16 protein-coding genes are annotated in these 14,297 nt (G+C 59.2%); 9 read left to right on the top strand and 7 right to left on the bottom strand.

Annotation, left to right across the window (positions count from 1 at the left end; translation table 11 throughout):
* Positions 1-350: 350 nt before the first annotated feature.
* Positions 351-1,364 (top strand): LacI family DNA-binding transcriptional regulator, encoded by a 1,014-nt coding sequence (locus tag FHW77_RS04350; RefSeq protein WP_044459309.1) that lies wholly within the window; start codon positions 351-353, stop codon positions 1,362-1,364.
* A gap of 157 nt (positions 1,365-1,521) precedes the next feature.
* Here the strand turns inward: FHW77_RS04350 and FHW77_RS04345 are convergent, their stop codons facing one another.
* The 3 genes from FHW77_RS04345 to FHW77_RS04335 all read right to left on the bottom strand — a co-directional run bounded on the left by FHW77_RS04345 (position 1,522) and on the right by FHW77_RS04335 (position 3,600).
* Complete coding sequence (locus tag FHW77_RS04345; protein WP_286086088.1) at positions 1,522-2,196, bottom strand: ATP-binding protein; 675 nt, start codon at positions 2,194-2,196, stop codon at positions 1,522-1,524.
* Positions 2,197-2,344: 148 nt separating this feature from the next.
* A complete protein-coding gene (locus tag FHW77_RS04340) occupies positions 2,345-3,262 on the bottom strand; it encodes an SRPBCC family protein (RefSeq protein ID WP_182590355.1) in 918 nt (305 codons plus the stop codon).
* Positions 3,259-3,600 (bottom strand): ArsR/SmtB family transcription factor, encoded by a 342-nt coding sequence (locus tag FHW77_RS04335; protein WP_037092612.1) that lies wholly within the window; start codon positions 3,598-3,600, stop codon positions 3,259-3,261. Before FHW77_RS04335 ends, FHW77_RS04340 begins: the two co-directional genes overlap by 4 nt.
* A 186-nt stretch (positions 3,601-3,786) precedes the next feature.
* On the opposite strand from FHW77_RS04335, the gene FHW77_RS04330 reads away from it, so the two are divergent.
* The 7 genes from FHW77_RS04330 to FHW77_RS04300 all read left to right on the top strand — a co-directional run bounded on the left by FHW77_RS04330 (position 3,787) and on the right by FHW77_RS04300 (position 9,012).
* Entirely contained in the window at positions 3,787-4,005 is a 219-nt protein-coding gene (locus tag FHW77_RS04330; protein WP_004444840.1) for a hypothetical protein, read from the top strand.
* 46 nt (positions 4,006-4,051) lie between these two features.
* A complete protein-coding gene (locus FHW77_RS04325) occupies positions 4,052-4,456 on the top strand; it encodes a hypothetical protein (RefSeq protein ID WP_004444843.1) in 405 nt (134 codons plus the stop codon).
* 224 nt (positions 4,457-4,680) lie between these two features.
* Positions 4,681-6,684, top strand: coding sequence for an aq_1923 C-terminal domain (locus FHW77_RS04320; RefSeq protein ID WP_182590354.1), 2,004 nt, complete (start codon positions 4,681-4,683; stop codon positions 6,682-6,684).
* Between the two features lie 180 nt (positions 6,685-6,864).
* Positions 6,865-7,353, top strand: coding sequence for a cupin domain-containing protein (locus FHW77_RS04315; protein WP_111813617.1), 489 nt, complete (start codon positions 6,865-6,867; stop codon positions 7,351-7,353).
* Positions 7,354-7,533: 180 nt separating this feature from the next.
* Positions 7,534-7,971 carry a curlin gene (locus FHW77_RS04310; protein WP_006700628.1) on the top strand — a complete coding sequence of 146 codons (438 nt, stop codon included), beginning with the start codon at positions 7,534-7,536 and terminating at the stop codon, positions 7,969-7,971.
* Positions 7,972-8,031: 60 nt separating this feature from the next.
* Positions 8,032-8,430 carry a curli-like amyloid fiber formation chaperone CsgH gene (gene csgH / locus FHW77_RS04305; protein WP_111813615.1) on the top strand — a complete coding sequence of 133 codons (399 nt, stop codon included), beginning with the start codon at positions 8,032-8,034 and terminating at the stop codon, positions 8,428-8,430.
* Between the two features lie 168 nt (positions 8,431-8,598).
* Positions 8,599-9,012 carry a curlin gene (locus FHW77_RS04300; RefSeq protein WP_162696206.1) on the top strand — a complete coding sequence of 138 codons (414 nt, stop codon included), beginning with the start codon at positions 8,599-8,601 and terminating at the stop codon, positions 9,010-9,012.
* 46 nt (positions 9,013-9,058) lie between these two features.
* On the opposite strand, the gene FHW77_RS04295 is transcribed toward FHW77_RS04300, so the two are convergent.
* Positions 9,059-10,045, bottom strand: coding sequence for a hypothetical protein (locus FHW77_RS04295; RefSeq protein ID WP_182590353.1), 987 nt, complete (start codon positions 10,043-10,045; stop codon positions 9,059-9,061).
* Between the two features lie 245 nt (positions 10,046-10,290).
* On the opposite strand from FHW77_RS04295, the gene FHW77_RS04290 reads away from it, so the two are divergent.
* The gene (locus FHW77_RS04290) at positions 10,291-10,623 is read left to right on the top strand and encodes a tetratricopeptide repeat protein (protein ID WP_004444857.1); all 333 of its coding nucleotides are present in this window, start codon (positions 10,291-10,293) and stop codon (positions 10,621-10,623) included.
* A gap of 172 nt (positions 10,624-10,795) precedes the next feature.
* On the opposite strand, the gene catB is transcribed toward FHW77_RS04290, so the two are convergent.
* From catB to FHW77_RS04275, 3 genes are all read right to left on the bottom strand, one after another.
* Entirely contained in the window at positions 10,796-11,431 is a 636-nt protein-coding gene (catB, locus tag FHW77_RS04285) for a type B chloramphenicol O-acetyltransferase (protein ID WP_004444860.1), read from the bottom strand.
* Positions 11,432-11,633: 202 nt separating this feature from the next.
* Complete coding sequence (locus FHW77_RS04280) at positions 11,634-11,816, bottom strand: hypothetical protein (RefSeq protein WP_044459299.1); 183 nt, start codon at positions 11,814-11,816, stop codon at positions 11,634-11,636.
* A gap of 201 nt (positions 11,817-12,017) precedes the next feature.
* Positions 12,018-13,961 carry a methyl-accepting chemotaxis protein gene (locus FHW77_RS04275; protein ID WP_004444865.1) on the bottom strand — a complete coding sequence of 648 codons (1,944 nt, stop codon included), beginning with the start codon at positions 13,959-13,961 and terminating at the stop codon, positions 12,018-12,020.
* Positions 13,962-14,297 lie beyond the last annotated feature (336 nt).

The raw sequence follows: 14,297 nt of genomic DNA, 5'->3' as shown, positions 1-14,297 counted from the left end.
TCCACAACGGCGGGCAGCTTACCCTCCCCGACCAAGGCGTCCAGCATGGCGGGGTCTTTGACGGCCGTGGTCTGCGCGAACGCTGGCAAAGCGGGCAGTATGACGGCAGCGGTGCTCGCAGCGAGAAACGCGCGGCGATTGAATCCTTGCATTTGTTTTCCTCCTCCACTCACGCATCGCGGAATTATCTCTCCTCCTCAGGATCGATCCCGCGATTTTTCGGACGGATGCCACGCCAGAAAAAGATAGCTAGCATGCCGGTATTTGTTTAGCTTGTATTATGTAATTTGTTAGGTAAAGCGTTATGTTAAACTTATTTCGAGACAAGGTTCATCGTGGGAGGATGCGTTATGCGCAAAGTGACATTGCAGGACATCGCCAATCACACCGGCCTGTCAAAATTTGCGGTCTCATGTTCACTTTCAGGAAAAGCAGGAGTCAGTGAGGCGACGCGCAAGCGCGTCGAGGACGCTGCCGCGATGATGGGCTATCAGCGCCCGAAGCCCGCCGACGAGCAACGCGAGATTACTCTGATCTTTCACGATCAGGTCGATAGCGTGAGTTACGAGTTGCGGACGATGCTGCAGGACGGCATGCAGAAGGAGGCGCATCGACTAGGTCAAGCCGTACGGTTGCAGTGGACGCATGACGCCGACAGGGTCGAGGCGATGGTGAAAGATAGCGCAGGTATCATTCTTGTTGGGCCGCACGAACAAAAGACGCTGGACATTGTCAAAGCGTCGGGCTTGCCTTCGGTTCGACTGGGGTGGGTGCTTCCACTTGAACAGGCCGATCATGTCGGCGGCACGGACCACGAAGCAGGGATAGCGGTCGGCGATTATTTGTTTGGACTCGGGCATCGCGACATCGCTTTCGTGCAGGGGCAGGAAGGCTATCGCGGTCGTATGGAGCGATATCACGGTCTGCGCGAAAGTTTAGAGCAACATGCCGATGCAAGACTGCATGTCCTGCGCTTTGACGAAGATGGAGGCTTTATCCCTGCGCTGCAAACTCTTCACACTGCAGGGATCGCACCAACAGCCCTGTTCTGCGCTCACGATGGGCTGGCGCTGACCGCTGTTTCCGAGCTACTAGCACGTGGATACCGCATACCAGACGACATGTCCGTTGTCGGATTCGGTGATTTTTCCGCCGCGACCCAAATATCTCCGCCCCTGACGACCATCAGGGTACAAGGGGGGGAGATGGGCGCTACAGCGATGCGGCTATTGTTGGAACGCATTGAGACAAGAGGGCAGCCGGTCGTCGCAAAACGCATTCTTATCGCCTCGACCTTTATCGAGCGACGCTCATCGGGGCCTGCCCCTAGACATTCGAAATGGTTGACTCCCTTCGAGCGATGAAAACAACCCGCTCTTGAAAGGATATGGACCGCCGACCCGCTCATTGGATGATCTAAAACGCTGAATGGACGTGATTTATTGAAAAGCAGCAGGTATGGTAACCCTTCAATAGACGGGCTTCCAGCACCGCTACTAACTCTTCCAGAGGCGTCGATCATTAGTCGAATACGCCCCCTGGACCGGCATTCTGGACAGGTGGCGCAGAGATCCGGATCTGAGCTGCACGCCCCTCTTCGTGAAACCAGAGCTCCCCGGTCTTGGCGTCATCGCTTTTCGGAAGCGGTTTCGCTTCCCGCACTTTGAAAGTGGTCGGGAGGTTCACTGATGTTCCGAAGACGAGCGCGTGCTGTTTCGGCAAAGACGGCAACCTCTTCAGAACCGCTTCCGAGATGAACGGTGTCATCTGCCGGATCTGCGAAAGATCATCTGGGTTCTGTATGCGATGGACAACAAAATTCGAGCACTGCGAGAGCACAGTTTTCGAAAGCTCGCTTGGTCTCTGCGAAGCGACCAACACGAAAAGCCCGTATTTCCGTCCCTCTTTGGCGATTCTCTCATATATCTTGCTTGCGTCAATCGCATATCGGGAGGTTGCTTCGGAAATATATCGGTGCGCTTCCTCGAGAAGTAGATGCACCGGAAACCGATTCCGTGGATCGGCCTGACGCAGCAATCTGAACGCCATCAGTGCGAGCACGGATGCCACCAGCTCGACGACTTCATCCTCGAGCGCATCACGGCCCTGCGCTTGTGTACGGTCAAGCCAATTCGGCTGACGCCCATTATTGACCCAAGTGGCCTTCAGGTTGCCCGCAGAAGCCCGCTCTACCATCACGCTTCCGTAGGCTGAGCCGAAATAACAGATTAGGCGGGACCTGCAAGACGATCTCGCACGCGCAGAGCGGCTTTGAAGATTAATGCCGGTCTGGAAAGGAGCCAGTATCGAGACCTCTGCACATAGAGCTGGCGGCACGGCGCATCTATAACGCCTTGGCGAAGCGCTCCAGTTTCCCCAGCGTTTGCTGACCCAGCTCCACGGCGCCGAAACCCTTCGCTTGCTGGAACTCGGCTTCCGTGCTGAACACCATGCCCAGCACAACTTTCGTCGCGCCATCCTGATCTTCGAAGGAGGCCCAGGCGTCAGCATGTTTCGGCCCGTTTTCGCCCCATAGCAGCGTATAGGCGAGCCTCTCTTCGGGGCGGACCTCGACATAACGATGATGGTTCGGGAAAACTGTGCCGTCTGGGCCGATCATGTCAAAGACCCATTCACCGCCGGATCGCAGGTCAATCCTCTTCGTGCGGCAGGAAAAGCCTTCCGGGCCCCACCATTGCGGCAGCGTCTTTTCGTTCATCCAGGCTTTCCAGACGATGTTTCGCGGCACCTTTATCGTTCGCTCCAGCACCATGGTTCGCCCGGCCACGCTGGCCAGATTGTTGAGACCGGCGCTGAAACCTTGTTGATAGCCATCCCGCATATCCTCGACCAGGGACGAAAGCTGCACCGTTACGGTCAAGCGGCTACGCTCTTCCGTCGCCTGAAAATCGGCAGTCACCAGCGCTGCCGACTGGGTAACGCCGCTGGATGAGACCACCTCGTAATTCACGCTGCGGCGGCTTGGCTGAAGCTCCAGCCAGCCGCATTCACAGCGAATATCCGGTTGGCCGGAGACCTTGCAGAGCGACACTTCGCGACCGCCCAGCCTGCTGTCCGCCTCCAGGAATTCCACTGTCACCGAGGGTGAGGGAGAGGCCCACACCGCCCGGGCGGCGGGTGACAGCCAGACCTGCCACAGAGCCGATAGCGGAACGGCAATTTCCCGTTCGAAACTGAGCGTTGCAAAACGGTCTTGTGGCGGTTCAGCGTGTGCGCTTTGTTGACCGGGTTTCGTTGTCATTGTTCCTCCTCCTTCATCGCGTGAACTGCAAATGCCTCCAGCCGGTCAAGCCGGCTCTCCCACATGGCCCGTTGCTCATCGAGCCACGTTCTCACCGGCTCCAGCGCTTCAGGTACTATTGCGCAGGTGCGCACGCGCCCATCCTTGGATGTGGCGATGAGCCCCGCCTCCTCAAGCACGGCGAGGTGGCGCATGACCGTGGGCAAGCGCAGACCCGTGGGAGCGGACAATGCGGTAACCTGCGCCGGCCCGCTGCCGAGGCGAGCGAGAATTGCCCGCCGTGTGGGATCGGCAAGGGCCTGGAAGATGAGTGAAAGCTCTGGATGATGCTTAGCCATATCGCTAACTATCATGTTCCATCATTGCGGCACAAGCAAAAACTTAGCCGATCAGCTAAGTTTATCATCCGGCAAATCCGGGTCGGGAAGTGAAACAAGCCATCAAGAGTTGCAAAAAAGCAATTGACTCCCGCCGCCCGGTGGGTGAGCTTCGGCGGGAAAAAGACGGGGAAAAATCAAATCATCATGTCGCCAGAACGCTTTAACCAATGCCTGCGGGTCATTCGCTGGACGCCGATCAACATCGCCTCCGCGCTGCAATGCGAACTCTCCTGGATCGAGGCGCTTGAGGCGGGCAATGAAGAGGTTCCCGAAGGGCTGGCCACATGGCTCGAAACGCTTGCGCAGGCCCATGAGGCTCTGCCGCCGCCCTCCACCTACAGAGGCAAACGGTCAACCTTCTGACACGGCCGGTTGTCGTCAGCCTTCACCAACGATTGGATTGTTCGAAATGAAATACCTCATAGCGGCTCTTGGCCTGATCACCTTCTCGAGCCCTGTTTTCGCGGCCTCATGCGAGAAGAATTTCACCGTCTCCGGCGTGCCGATGGTGACGGCTGTTTCCTACAAGTCCTGGCAGGAGCTGCCGAAGGCGAAAGCGCCAGCCGTGCTTCAGAAGCTCGCCCAGGCCGTGGCGGCGGAAGGTTTTTCGGGCATCCAGATCAACAAGGCGCTGTCGTCCATCGATGCGCACCAGGAGACCAGCGGCAGCGGCAGAATTCAGACGCTGCGGGTGGTGGCCCGGCAAAAGGGTGCGGCTGTGCGGATCGACGCCGTCTTCAACATTCAGGCAGGACAGATCGCGGACAAGAACGTGATCCGCGAGGGTATCTGCAATATCATCAATGGCGCGTGACGCGGCGGATTCCAGGCCCTGCCCACCCAAAGCTTATTGCCGGTGAGGCCGCGTCTGCCCCTTCGCCCGACGCTTGCGCTGGCGCCGCACCTGTGGTGGCCGGCATGGCGTTGACGGTCTGGATGTAGCGCGGCCTTCACGGGCGTCGATCAGCTCTTGCTAAGCAACTTTTGCGTGCTTAAAAGGCGCGCAATATGATCAGTATGTGAGAGAGGACCAACGTCGTGGAACAGGAAAACAGCCATACCGGCAAGGGTCGGCGCAGGGCGCTATGGGCGGCGGTGGCAATTGTCGCCGTTGCGGCCGCAGGTGTCATCGGCGGCAAGACCTTCTACGAGGCGAAGGTGAAAGAACTGGTTGCGCGCACCGGCGCGACTGCCGGTTCCGTGGAAGTCGATTTCCTCGGGAAAATTCATGTTCGCGATCTGACGCTGCCGCTCGAAGATGGCAGAAACCTTCGCATTGCCTCTATTGACGGTCGTCCGAAGCTGCCCTTTCTGGATGGCGCGCTGGACATGAGCAACATCGACGTGGATGTGCCCACCGGCAAGCTTTCCATGGCGCATGCCCGCATCGAGAATGCGGCGTTCGAGAAGTCCGCACAGGCGGAAGGAAACGGCGGCTCCCTGCCCCGCCGCATCGAGCGCTTCGCAGCGACGCGCATCTCCACGCCCGAGCTGACGTTGAGCCAGTCGGTCGCGACCACCGAGCAGAAGACGGTTTACAACAACCTGGTCCTCTCCGAGATCGCCTGTGGCCGTATCGCCCGGTATTCGATCGACAAGGGCAGCTACGACATCAAGATGCAGCTTCCCGACAGCGACGGCGCGATTGAGGACAAGCATGTGGCGGTGTCGACCGGCGTGATCGCTGGTCAGGACATCGACGTCGCTTATCTCGCGCGGCTCTATACGGAAAAGGCCGGCCCTGACGACAAGGAGGCAAAACCTCTCTATGGGCCGCTTTCCGTCAAGACGGTTTCATTTTCCGATGGCGATGGCCGTTTCAGCTATGACGAGATCCGCAGCGATGGCTTTACTGCCCGCATGCCATCCGAACCGCTGCTGGACACCCTGAAGGCACTGACGGTCACCAAGGATCCCGACCAGCTTCCGCCGGAGGAACGCCAGGCGCTTTTTGCCAAGGTCGTGTCCATCCTCGACATGATCGGCAGGAGCAACATGCAGCTTATCGGCTTCAAGGCCGACGCACCTGATGAAAAAGAGGGAGCGGCCGGCAAAAGGGTCAAGGCCGCCATCGACCGCATCGACATGCAGATGGACAGCCGCAAGCTCGACTTCGGCCTGAACGGTCTGTCGATCGGTGACGGCGACGGCAAAATCGAAGTGGCGGAAGCAAGCCTCAAGGGTTTCGACTGGAGTTCGACGATCGAGGGTATCTCCCAGATTATCGCGCTCGATGAAACCGAGATCGAGACCTTTCAGTTCAATCGCCTGATACCGGAACTTGGCCGGGTGCGCGTCGGCGGCATCAACGTCGATATTGCCGCGCCGAAAGAGCCGGAGGAAGAAGCGGCCGGCACGCCGGAACGCATCAGGTTCACGCTCAAGAATTTCGAGATGGGGCTGACCAAGCCCTTCAACGGCATTCCGACCGATATAGAGATCAGGCAGGACGACCTCACACTTCCGATCCCCGCAGACGCGACGGAGGACGTTTTCGTGGAGGCCCGCAAGCTGGGTCTCGAGACGCTGGCTTTCTCCTATGGCCTTTCCGCAGGCTGGGACGAGCCGAACAGCAATCTGGTGATCCGCGACATCTCGCTCAGCAGCAGGGACTTCGGCAGCGTCAATCTTGCCGGACTGGTCAGCGGCTTTACGGAGGAGTTCTTCTCCTTCGACGTCAATCGCGCGCAGGCGGCGCTTTTCGGGCTTGCCGGCCGTGAGGTGAAGCTCACCGTCAAGGACGAAGGCCTGATGGCCAAGGCGATCAAGCTCTATGCCCTGCAGAACGACATGACCGAGGATCAGGTGCGCGGCACGCTGACGCTGGTGGCCAGTGTGATGCTGCAGCAGGTGGCGGCGGAGCAGCCGAAGCTGCAAGGCGCGGTGGAGGCGCTGGTGCGCTTCATCAGCACGCCCGGAACCCTGACTGTCACAGTCAAATCCACGGGCGTCAATGGCCTCGGGGTCTTCGACCTGGTTGCGGCTTCCGACAATCCGATGGGCCTTCTCGACAAGGTCGATATTCAGGCGACGGCCGAGTAAGCCAGCCAGAAAACGTCTCAAGCCCGGTTCGCCGGGCTTGAGACCGCCGCAACCGCGTTTTCGTCAAGACATTGCGGAACTGCCCGCTCTCCGGAGTGATTATGACCTGGGCGGCTGAAATGCGCCGCCAGATTTCGGTCCGCATTGTTCGCGGTAGAATCGGTCATGAGGAGCATCGCCATGAAAACCGAGCAACTGACCTTCGGCCCCAGCGGACAGGTCCCCAATAACCAGACCTTTCCCGTGATCATTTACCGCAATGTCGGCACGGACTTTCATTCCGCGGATTTCGAAGCGACATTTTCCCGCAACGGATGGAGCGGCATCTGGCGCAACGGCGTTTTCGACTACCACCATTACCACAGCGGGGCACACGAGGTTCTGGGCGTCGGACGTGGCGAAGCGACCTTGCAGATCGGCGGGCCTGAGGGGCAAATTCTCGATGTTGCCCGCGGTGACTGCCTGATCCTGCCCGCCGGGACAGGCCATATGAAACTCAACTCCTCCCCGGATTTTCAAGTGGTGGGTGCTTATCCGCCCGGGCAGGAAGCCGATATTCAAACATCCTCCGCCAGCGCTGACATGCTTGAGCGGATCAGATCCCTGCCGAAGCCGCAGACCGATCCTGTGCACGGAGCTTCGGGCGGCCTGACAGATATATGGCGCTGAAGAGGCGTTTCCGGTTCCGTCAGGATACCGCAGGAACGTGGAGGCTGGTTTCAGCGATGCCGGCGCCTATGGCCTTCGGCCAATGAACCACGACTGAATGACGCCTTCAGCCTCCGTTCCGGTGGAACGTTCTAAAACAGGGACGTTCAACCGCGGTCCATCCGCCTGAGGAGACACGTCATGATCCGGAAGTCTTTCATTGCAAGTGCACTCGTCGCTCTCGTCGGCCTCGCTGCCGCGGCACCCGCCATGGCCAATGATGTGCGCATCGAACAATATGGCTGGTCCAATTCTGCCGGCGGTGCACAGGAGGGTTACGGCAACCGGATCCGCACATACCAGAACGGCGGCTACAACCGGATTGTCGGTCATCAATATGGCCGGCATAACCTCTCGGCTGTCGGCCAGGAGGGGCACGACAATTACGGCTCCACCTATCAGAACGGCAGCCGCAACGTGGCCGGCATCGGCCAGTTCGGTTCCAATCACACCACCATCCTCACGCAGGACGGCAACGGCAACATCGCGGCCGGTGTCCAGGTGGGCCGCGGATGCAGCGCCAATGTGAGCCAGGGCGGCAACGACAATGTCGCCGCCTTCGTGCAAGCCTGCCCTTGACCGCCCGCACGACGTGTAACCGGTCGCGCTCGAAACATCAGATCATCCGGGAGACCAGCCATGCCCCACAGCATCAGTTATAAGCGCCGCCTGGCGGCGATCCTTGCGCTGGCACTGCTTCCCGCCGGCACCGTTGCGGCCATATCGACCGCACGGGAGTCGACGGCTGGAAACGTCTGCAAGATCAGGGCAACGTCGCAGGCGGGCATGGTGAAGCTGGAGGCCTTTGCCGGAGCCGATGTCACTGCCGGCGGGACCTACGGGTTTCACGTCGAAAAATCGGGAAGCGGCGGACATTCGGTGATCAATCAGGGCGGTGACTTTGATGCCGCAGCCGGACGTCCGCAATTGCTCAGCGCGGTAACGCTCGATGCGAAGGGAGCCCGCTATAAGGCGGTGCTCGATATGGTGATCGGTGGCCGGAGCTTCAGCTGTACAAAGCAGGTTGATGGCGACTAAGCCAAGACATGCCCGTAAATTATACCCGTGAAGGGCGCCGCTTCAGGCGCCCTTTTCTTTTGATCCTGTCGAGCGACTGAACGACGTGTGAACGGGCAGTTCCAATCAGGTTCAGTTGCGAAATGCGATGTTCGATCATCGGCAAGGCGCTGACGGATGGAGATCAGAATGACGCGCAACATATTGAAACTCATGACTGTTACCGTGCTCGTCGGGGGCCTCGCACCTCTTGGTTCTCCGGCACCGGCCCACGCCGGCGGTCGCATCTCCTTCGATCTCGCACCCGGCAATGCCGCCGATGGCGACCTGCTTTTGACGGGCCTCCGCGCCTATTCGCTCTACCGCGGCCTGAAGGATGCCGACATCCGCCAGCTCGGCCGCGGCAACGCCGCCGGCATTGCCCAGAACGGCGGCGGCAATCTCGGCTTTATCCGGCAACGGGGCGTAGGCCATTCCGCGACGTTGCAGCAGAACGGCAACAACAATGCCTATGGCATTTTTCAGTACGGCCGCAACACGGATACCAACGTCGTGCAGGACGGCAATAACGGCAGCGGCCTGACCTTCAGCTACGGCTGGTAGGGCAAGGCGGGACAGTCAGTCGTCCCTGCAGGTCTTCGCCGCAGGCTCAATTCGCAAGAACCTCGCCATCCCTGCTCTGAACGATATCCGGCGATGGAACCGGCGGAGCACCGGGATCGGGCAGAGGCGGAATTATCAGCCATGCGTCTGGGTAGTCATTGCGAAGATTGCGGGGATTATAACGAATATTGGTTCCAGCGGCATGGTGAAGCGCTCCAAGAGCGGCATCTTTTGACAGAGTGCCTCTGCTGATTTCGTGGAGCTTTCGCTCGCTGTTCAGGGCAAGCGTTACCTCTGAAAGATTGAAATCATCGATGTGAACGGTCTGCCCAGTCGGTATATCGAGAACCCATCTGTCGGAATCGACAAAGCCATCGGTGTAAACATTGCCGGTGGAGGCCCGCAGGGAGGTGCCTTTCGGCAGGCTGATACCGTCAACGACATTGCCATCCGCGAGAATGCATTTGCTGAAGGTAGAGATGCTGCCATCAGCCATGAGATCGAACTCCACCGGCTGCGTTGCATCACAACGCCAGTCGCTCTGCGTGGTCACGCCAATACCGGTTATCCGCATGTCGCCTGGGGTGAAGCCGATCGTTTCGTGGTTCTCATTGGTTTTTATCGCGATATAACGGGCGATCTCAACGGCATCGATATCCGCGATCCGCACCGGATGCGGAAACACGGCCCTATCGAAGGCCTCCTTGTTGTCGGCAATGGCCAGTTCGAGCTTCGTACCCTTGGGCATATCTATCCCGCCCAGACGTGCGGGTTCCAGAAGTTCCGGCTGATAACGTATTGCTCTCTCCCTGTCGTAAGCGCTCATCTCCAGATAAAATTCACCGAACCAAAAAAGCGTGAAAAGCGCAACCGCGGTCACCAGCCCGTAAGGCAGGATCATCGGGCGCTTCCAGCGCCCGCCCATGTATCGAACCAACAGCCATAGTGACCAGACGCCCCACACAAGGGTCGTGATGAGAAAGAAGGCAAGGAGAAGCAACGCTTCGACGGAGGGCAATGCGACGGGGATCATGCAAACCCATAATTCTGGGGAATCGTGTCCGTCCTAAGGGACATCCGTGCTTTAACCCACAGGCTGTGGTCATTTCAACTCGGCGATGGCGAGAGATGCGACGTAGCCTGACGGAGGGCGCGCGTCGTCATCGGACGCGTTCGCATGAGGGCCCATGCAGGAAGAGCGCGCCAAATACCGCTTGACCTCAACTGCGCTTGAGATCGTACCGATACATGGTGTTTCACCATTGCTCCGGGACAACGATGATAACAAAACTCATGAAGATGCTGGAAGACGGGAGGGACAGTCCCCTTCTGCGCTTTTCAATCGCGAAGGCTCTGGCGGCGGCGGGGCAGTTCGACAATGCCGCGCATCACCTGCAGGAGGCTATCCGGCAGGATCCCGACTATTCGGCGGTATGGGCAGAACTCGGCGAATGCCGTGCACGGTTGGGAGACAATGACGGCGCGATTACGGCGTGGGTGGAAGGGATGTCGGTCGCCGTCAGGCGAGGCGACATTCAGGCGAGGAGACAGATGGAAGTCCGGCTCCGGCGTCTGCGATCACGCACAGCGCGACCTCATTCGGTGGCCTGATCACTATGAAACCCGCCGTGATGTCTCCCCAGGACGGCTTTGCAGGATGATACGGAGCTGTCTTGGCGTTCATGCCGGTCTGACTATACCGCTTACTGACGGCGACGCTGACCCACATGTCCGGTCCTCGGAAAGGCTCGGCCCGCCTCGATGAGACGGGCCGGCCGTTTGTTTACGGCTGGGAGCTATCCGACCGCCAGAACCGGTAAAGCTCCGCAACATTGCCGCTGGTCATGAGCGGCATCGCGGCTTTCAGCCGGTCCGCCGGCCAATCCCACCACTTCATCTCCAGAAGCAGCTCGATCGAGTCGTCGTCGAAACGCTTGCGGATCGTTTTCGCGGGATTGCCACCGACGATAGCGTAAGGTTCGACATCTTTCGTCACCAGCGCACGCGTTCCAATCACGGCGCCGTCGCCTATGGTAACACCGGGCATGATGACAGCTTCCGAGCCTATCCAGACATCATTGCCGATGACTGTGTCGCCGGACGGCAGATAGCCGTTTGCGGCATTCTCGAATTCCGGCACCTCGGGCATGAAGAAGAAGGGAAAGGTGCTGATCCACTCATTGCGATGGCCCTGATTGCCCGCCATGATGAAGGCTGCGCCCGAACCTATCGAGCAGAAGCTCCCCACCACCAGCCTGTCCGCGCCCTCATCCGGCAACAGATAACGGGCACAGTCTTCAAAGCTGTGGCCGTGATAATAGCCCGAATAATAGCTGTATTTTCCGACCAGGAGGTTTGGGTTCTTTACCTGCTTGTCGAGCGTGATGCCCCGGAACGGGCTTTCGAAATAGTTTTCCATTGAGTAATCTCACTGCATGTCTTCGCTTCGCTTGCCTTGCGGCAAGCCGACACCAGGCGAAAAGCCGGCTGGCTTCTCGTCCGATGCTCCTCGCGCTGCGGCGGGAGCTAGATGCAGGTGGTACTCGATGCTTTGATCATGGCCCCCTGTTACCGCAAAACGAGCCAAAGGCAAAGTGCCGCCACACGACAACCTTCAAAGATCAGGAAGCGATGGCCAGAATGAGCGCGATCATAAGCAGCATGGGGCCCATCCACTTGAAGTGACGCGCCACCGGTGGCCGGTGGGCTGGATTTCCCGACAGGGACAGATATCCGAACCCCACCAGCGTCATCCAGAGGCCGACGCAGAACATGATGAATTCATCAATATAGGCTGCGATCATGTCTTCCCCTCCCAGGCACCGCCCCGATGGCGGCAAACCTTACCAACATGACGACGAATGGCAACGAATAGCCACGGCGCAGTGGCAGGCTGATCCGTCCCGAAAAGCAGAACACCGGGCTCAGGCTAAAAACCCGACCCCGGTGCCCCTGTCTGGAATAGTGCTTTCAGCGCCATGGAGGGCGTGAAGGCAGAGTGGGTATCAGAACTCCTCCCAATTATCCGTTGTCGTATTCAGTGCCGCGTTGCCGGAGAACGCCGCCCTGATCCGGCCGCCAAGGGCGCGGGCCGGTGAGGTCGCCGGTCTGTCGGCCGACGAAGCGGTTCGCACGGGCGCGGAAGCCTCGCTGTAACCGGCTTCAGACAGCTTGAACTGGGCGATCAGCCGGTTGAGCGACGACGCCTCGCGTGCGAGTCCGTGGCTCGCCGCGGTGCTCTCCTCCACCATTGCGGCGTTCTTCTGGGTGTCCTGGTCCATCTGGTTCACGGCCGTATTGATCTGCTGGAGACCGGAGGACTGTTCCTGTGCCGATTCCGCAATCGCCGCCACGTGGCGGTTGATCTCCTGCACTTCCGTGACGATCAGTTCCAATGCCTTGCCGGTCTCTCCGACGAGCTGCACGCCTTGCTGGACCTGACCGTTCGAGGTCGTGATCAGGTTCTTGATCTCCTTGGCGGCGCCTGCGGAACGCTGCGCCAATTCGCGAACCTCCTGCGCGACAACGGCGAAGCCCTTGCCCGCCTCGCCCGCACGGGCAGCCTCCACCCCGGCATTCAGTGCCAGAAGGTTGGTCTGGAAGGCAATCTCATCGATAACGCCGATAATATTGGAAATCTCATTCGCGGATGTCGCGATCTGTTCCATCGCGGCAACGGCCTTCTGCACCACGTCTCCGGATCTTTCGGCGCCGATCTTCGCGCGGCTGACGAGGTGTCCGGCTTCCTGCGCCCGTTTGGTCGAATCCTTCACCGTCGTGGTGATCTCTTCCAGCGCCGCAGCGGTCTCCTCTACCGCCGCAGCCTGCTGCTCCGTCCGTTTCGCCAGATCGTCGGCCGCTGCGCGGATTTCGTTTGCGCCGGAATCAATGCCACGGGCATTCTGCGCCACCTGGTTGAGCGTCGACTGCAGCTGTTCCGCGGCCCTGTTGAAGTCGCCGCGAATGCCGTCCAGGCTCGGCACAAAGGGCTGCGCTATGCGGTAAGTGACATCGCCTTCGGCGATCTTCGAAAGCGCGGTGGCAAGATTGTTGACCGCGAACTGAACGTCGGCGGCTTCCTGCGCCTTCTGTTTCTCCCGCTCGATCCGATCCTTTTCGGACATGGACCGGTTCGCGTCCGTTTCAGCCTCGAGCCGCAGGCGCTCCACTGCGCTTTCGCGGAACGCTTGAACGGTGGCGGCCATCTGGCCAACTTCATCCTTGCGATCCATGCCGACGATTTCGCTTGCAGTATCCCCAGCCGCCAGCGCTTCCATGCGGGCGCGAAGGCGTGCAATCGGCGTGGTAATGCCGCGGGACGAGATGAGCAGGCCAAGCGCGATCACGGCCAGAGACATGAGTGCGAGTGTGACAACACCCGTCCAGATCGTCGTATTCGTGCTTGCGGTAAGGCGCTCCCGGCCCTCATTCATGACCTGGATGAGCTGTTCGTTACCCGCACTGATTTTCGGCGAAACCTCGGTGATTTTCCGCAGGACGTTAAGCGCCATCTGCTGGGCTTCGGCCCGCTGTCCTGCCTGCATGAGGGAAATGACCTGATTGCCGATTTCCTCGACTTCGACAACACCCTTGAGGATGTCCCGCGCGGCGTCCGTGCGGGCCGGCACGAGTTCCATGATCTTGTTCTGGCGTTCCTCGAGCTGCTTGCGATCTGCCCTGAAGGTCTTTACGGCCGCTTCGAAATCGCTGCTGGCCGGATCGTTGAGGCTGGCGCGAAGCATCTGCATGCCGAGCGCATTGAGATTTCCGCTTGTTCTGGCGTTCAGCACCGCAGCAAGGGCCTCGTGGCCGATGAAATCACTATAGACATTATCGGTGCTTTTATATTGCAGGCTGACATAGCTTATGCCGGAAAGCGACATCAGGCTCATCAGCGAGATGACAAAAACGACCTTCGTTTTTATCTTGGTATTCTTCAGGAATGACATGAACGGCCTCAAGGCAAGCGCTCCTCCTGCCGCCGCACGGGTGGCCGGGGGAACCATATGATGAAACATCGCGGGTAGCTGTTGCCCCTCCTCATAGGGCGACAAGCGGGTGCCTTTTTCGAACCGCAGGGCAGGTCGTGACGGGTCCGCTTGTTCTACCGGCTCCACCGATAAAACCTTGGAACCTGCGTATTTTAGATTTCACAAAACAACTAAACGAAGTGTTACCCTTACCATGCAAGTGCTGACAATTCGGCATGCCGCAGACGGCTATTGTCTTGATAATGCTCAAGACCCGGCGGGCCAGCGACAAGGGCCAATACAAAAAGGGCAGCG

It is taken from the genome of Agrobacterium sp. RC10-4-1, assembly GCF_014138475.1.
Taxonomy (GTDB): domain Bacteria; phylum Pseudomonadota; class Alphaproteobacteria; order Rhizobiales; family Rhizobiaceae; genus Agrobacterium; species Agrobacterium pusense.
This window is presented reverse-complemented; position numbering and strand designations above follow the sequence as displayed.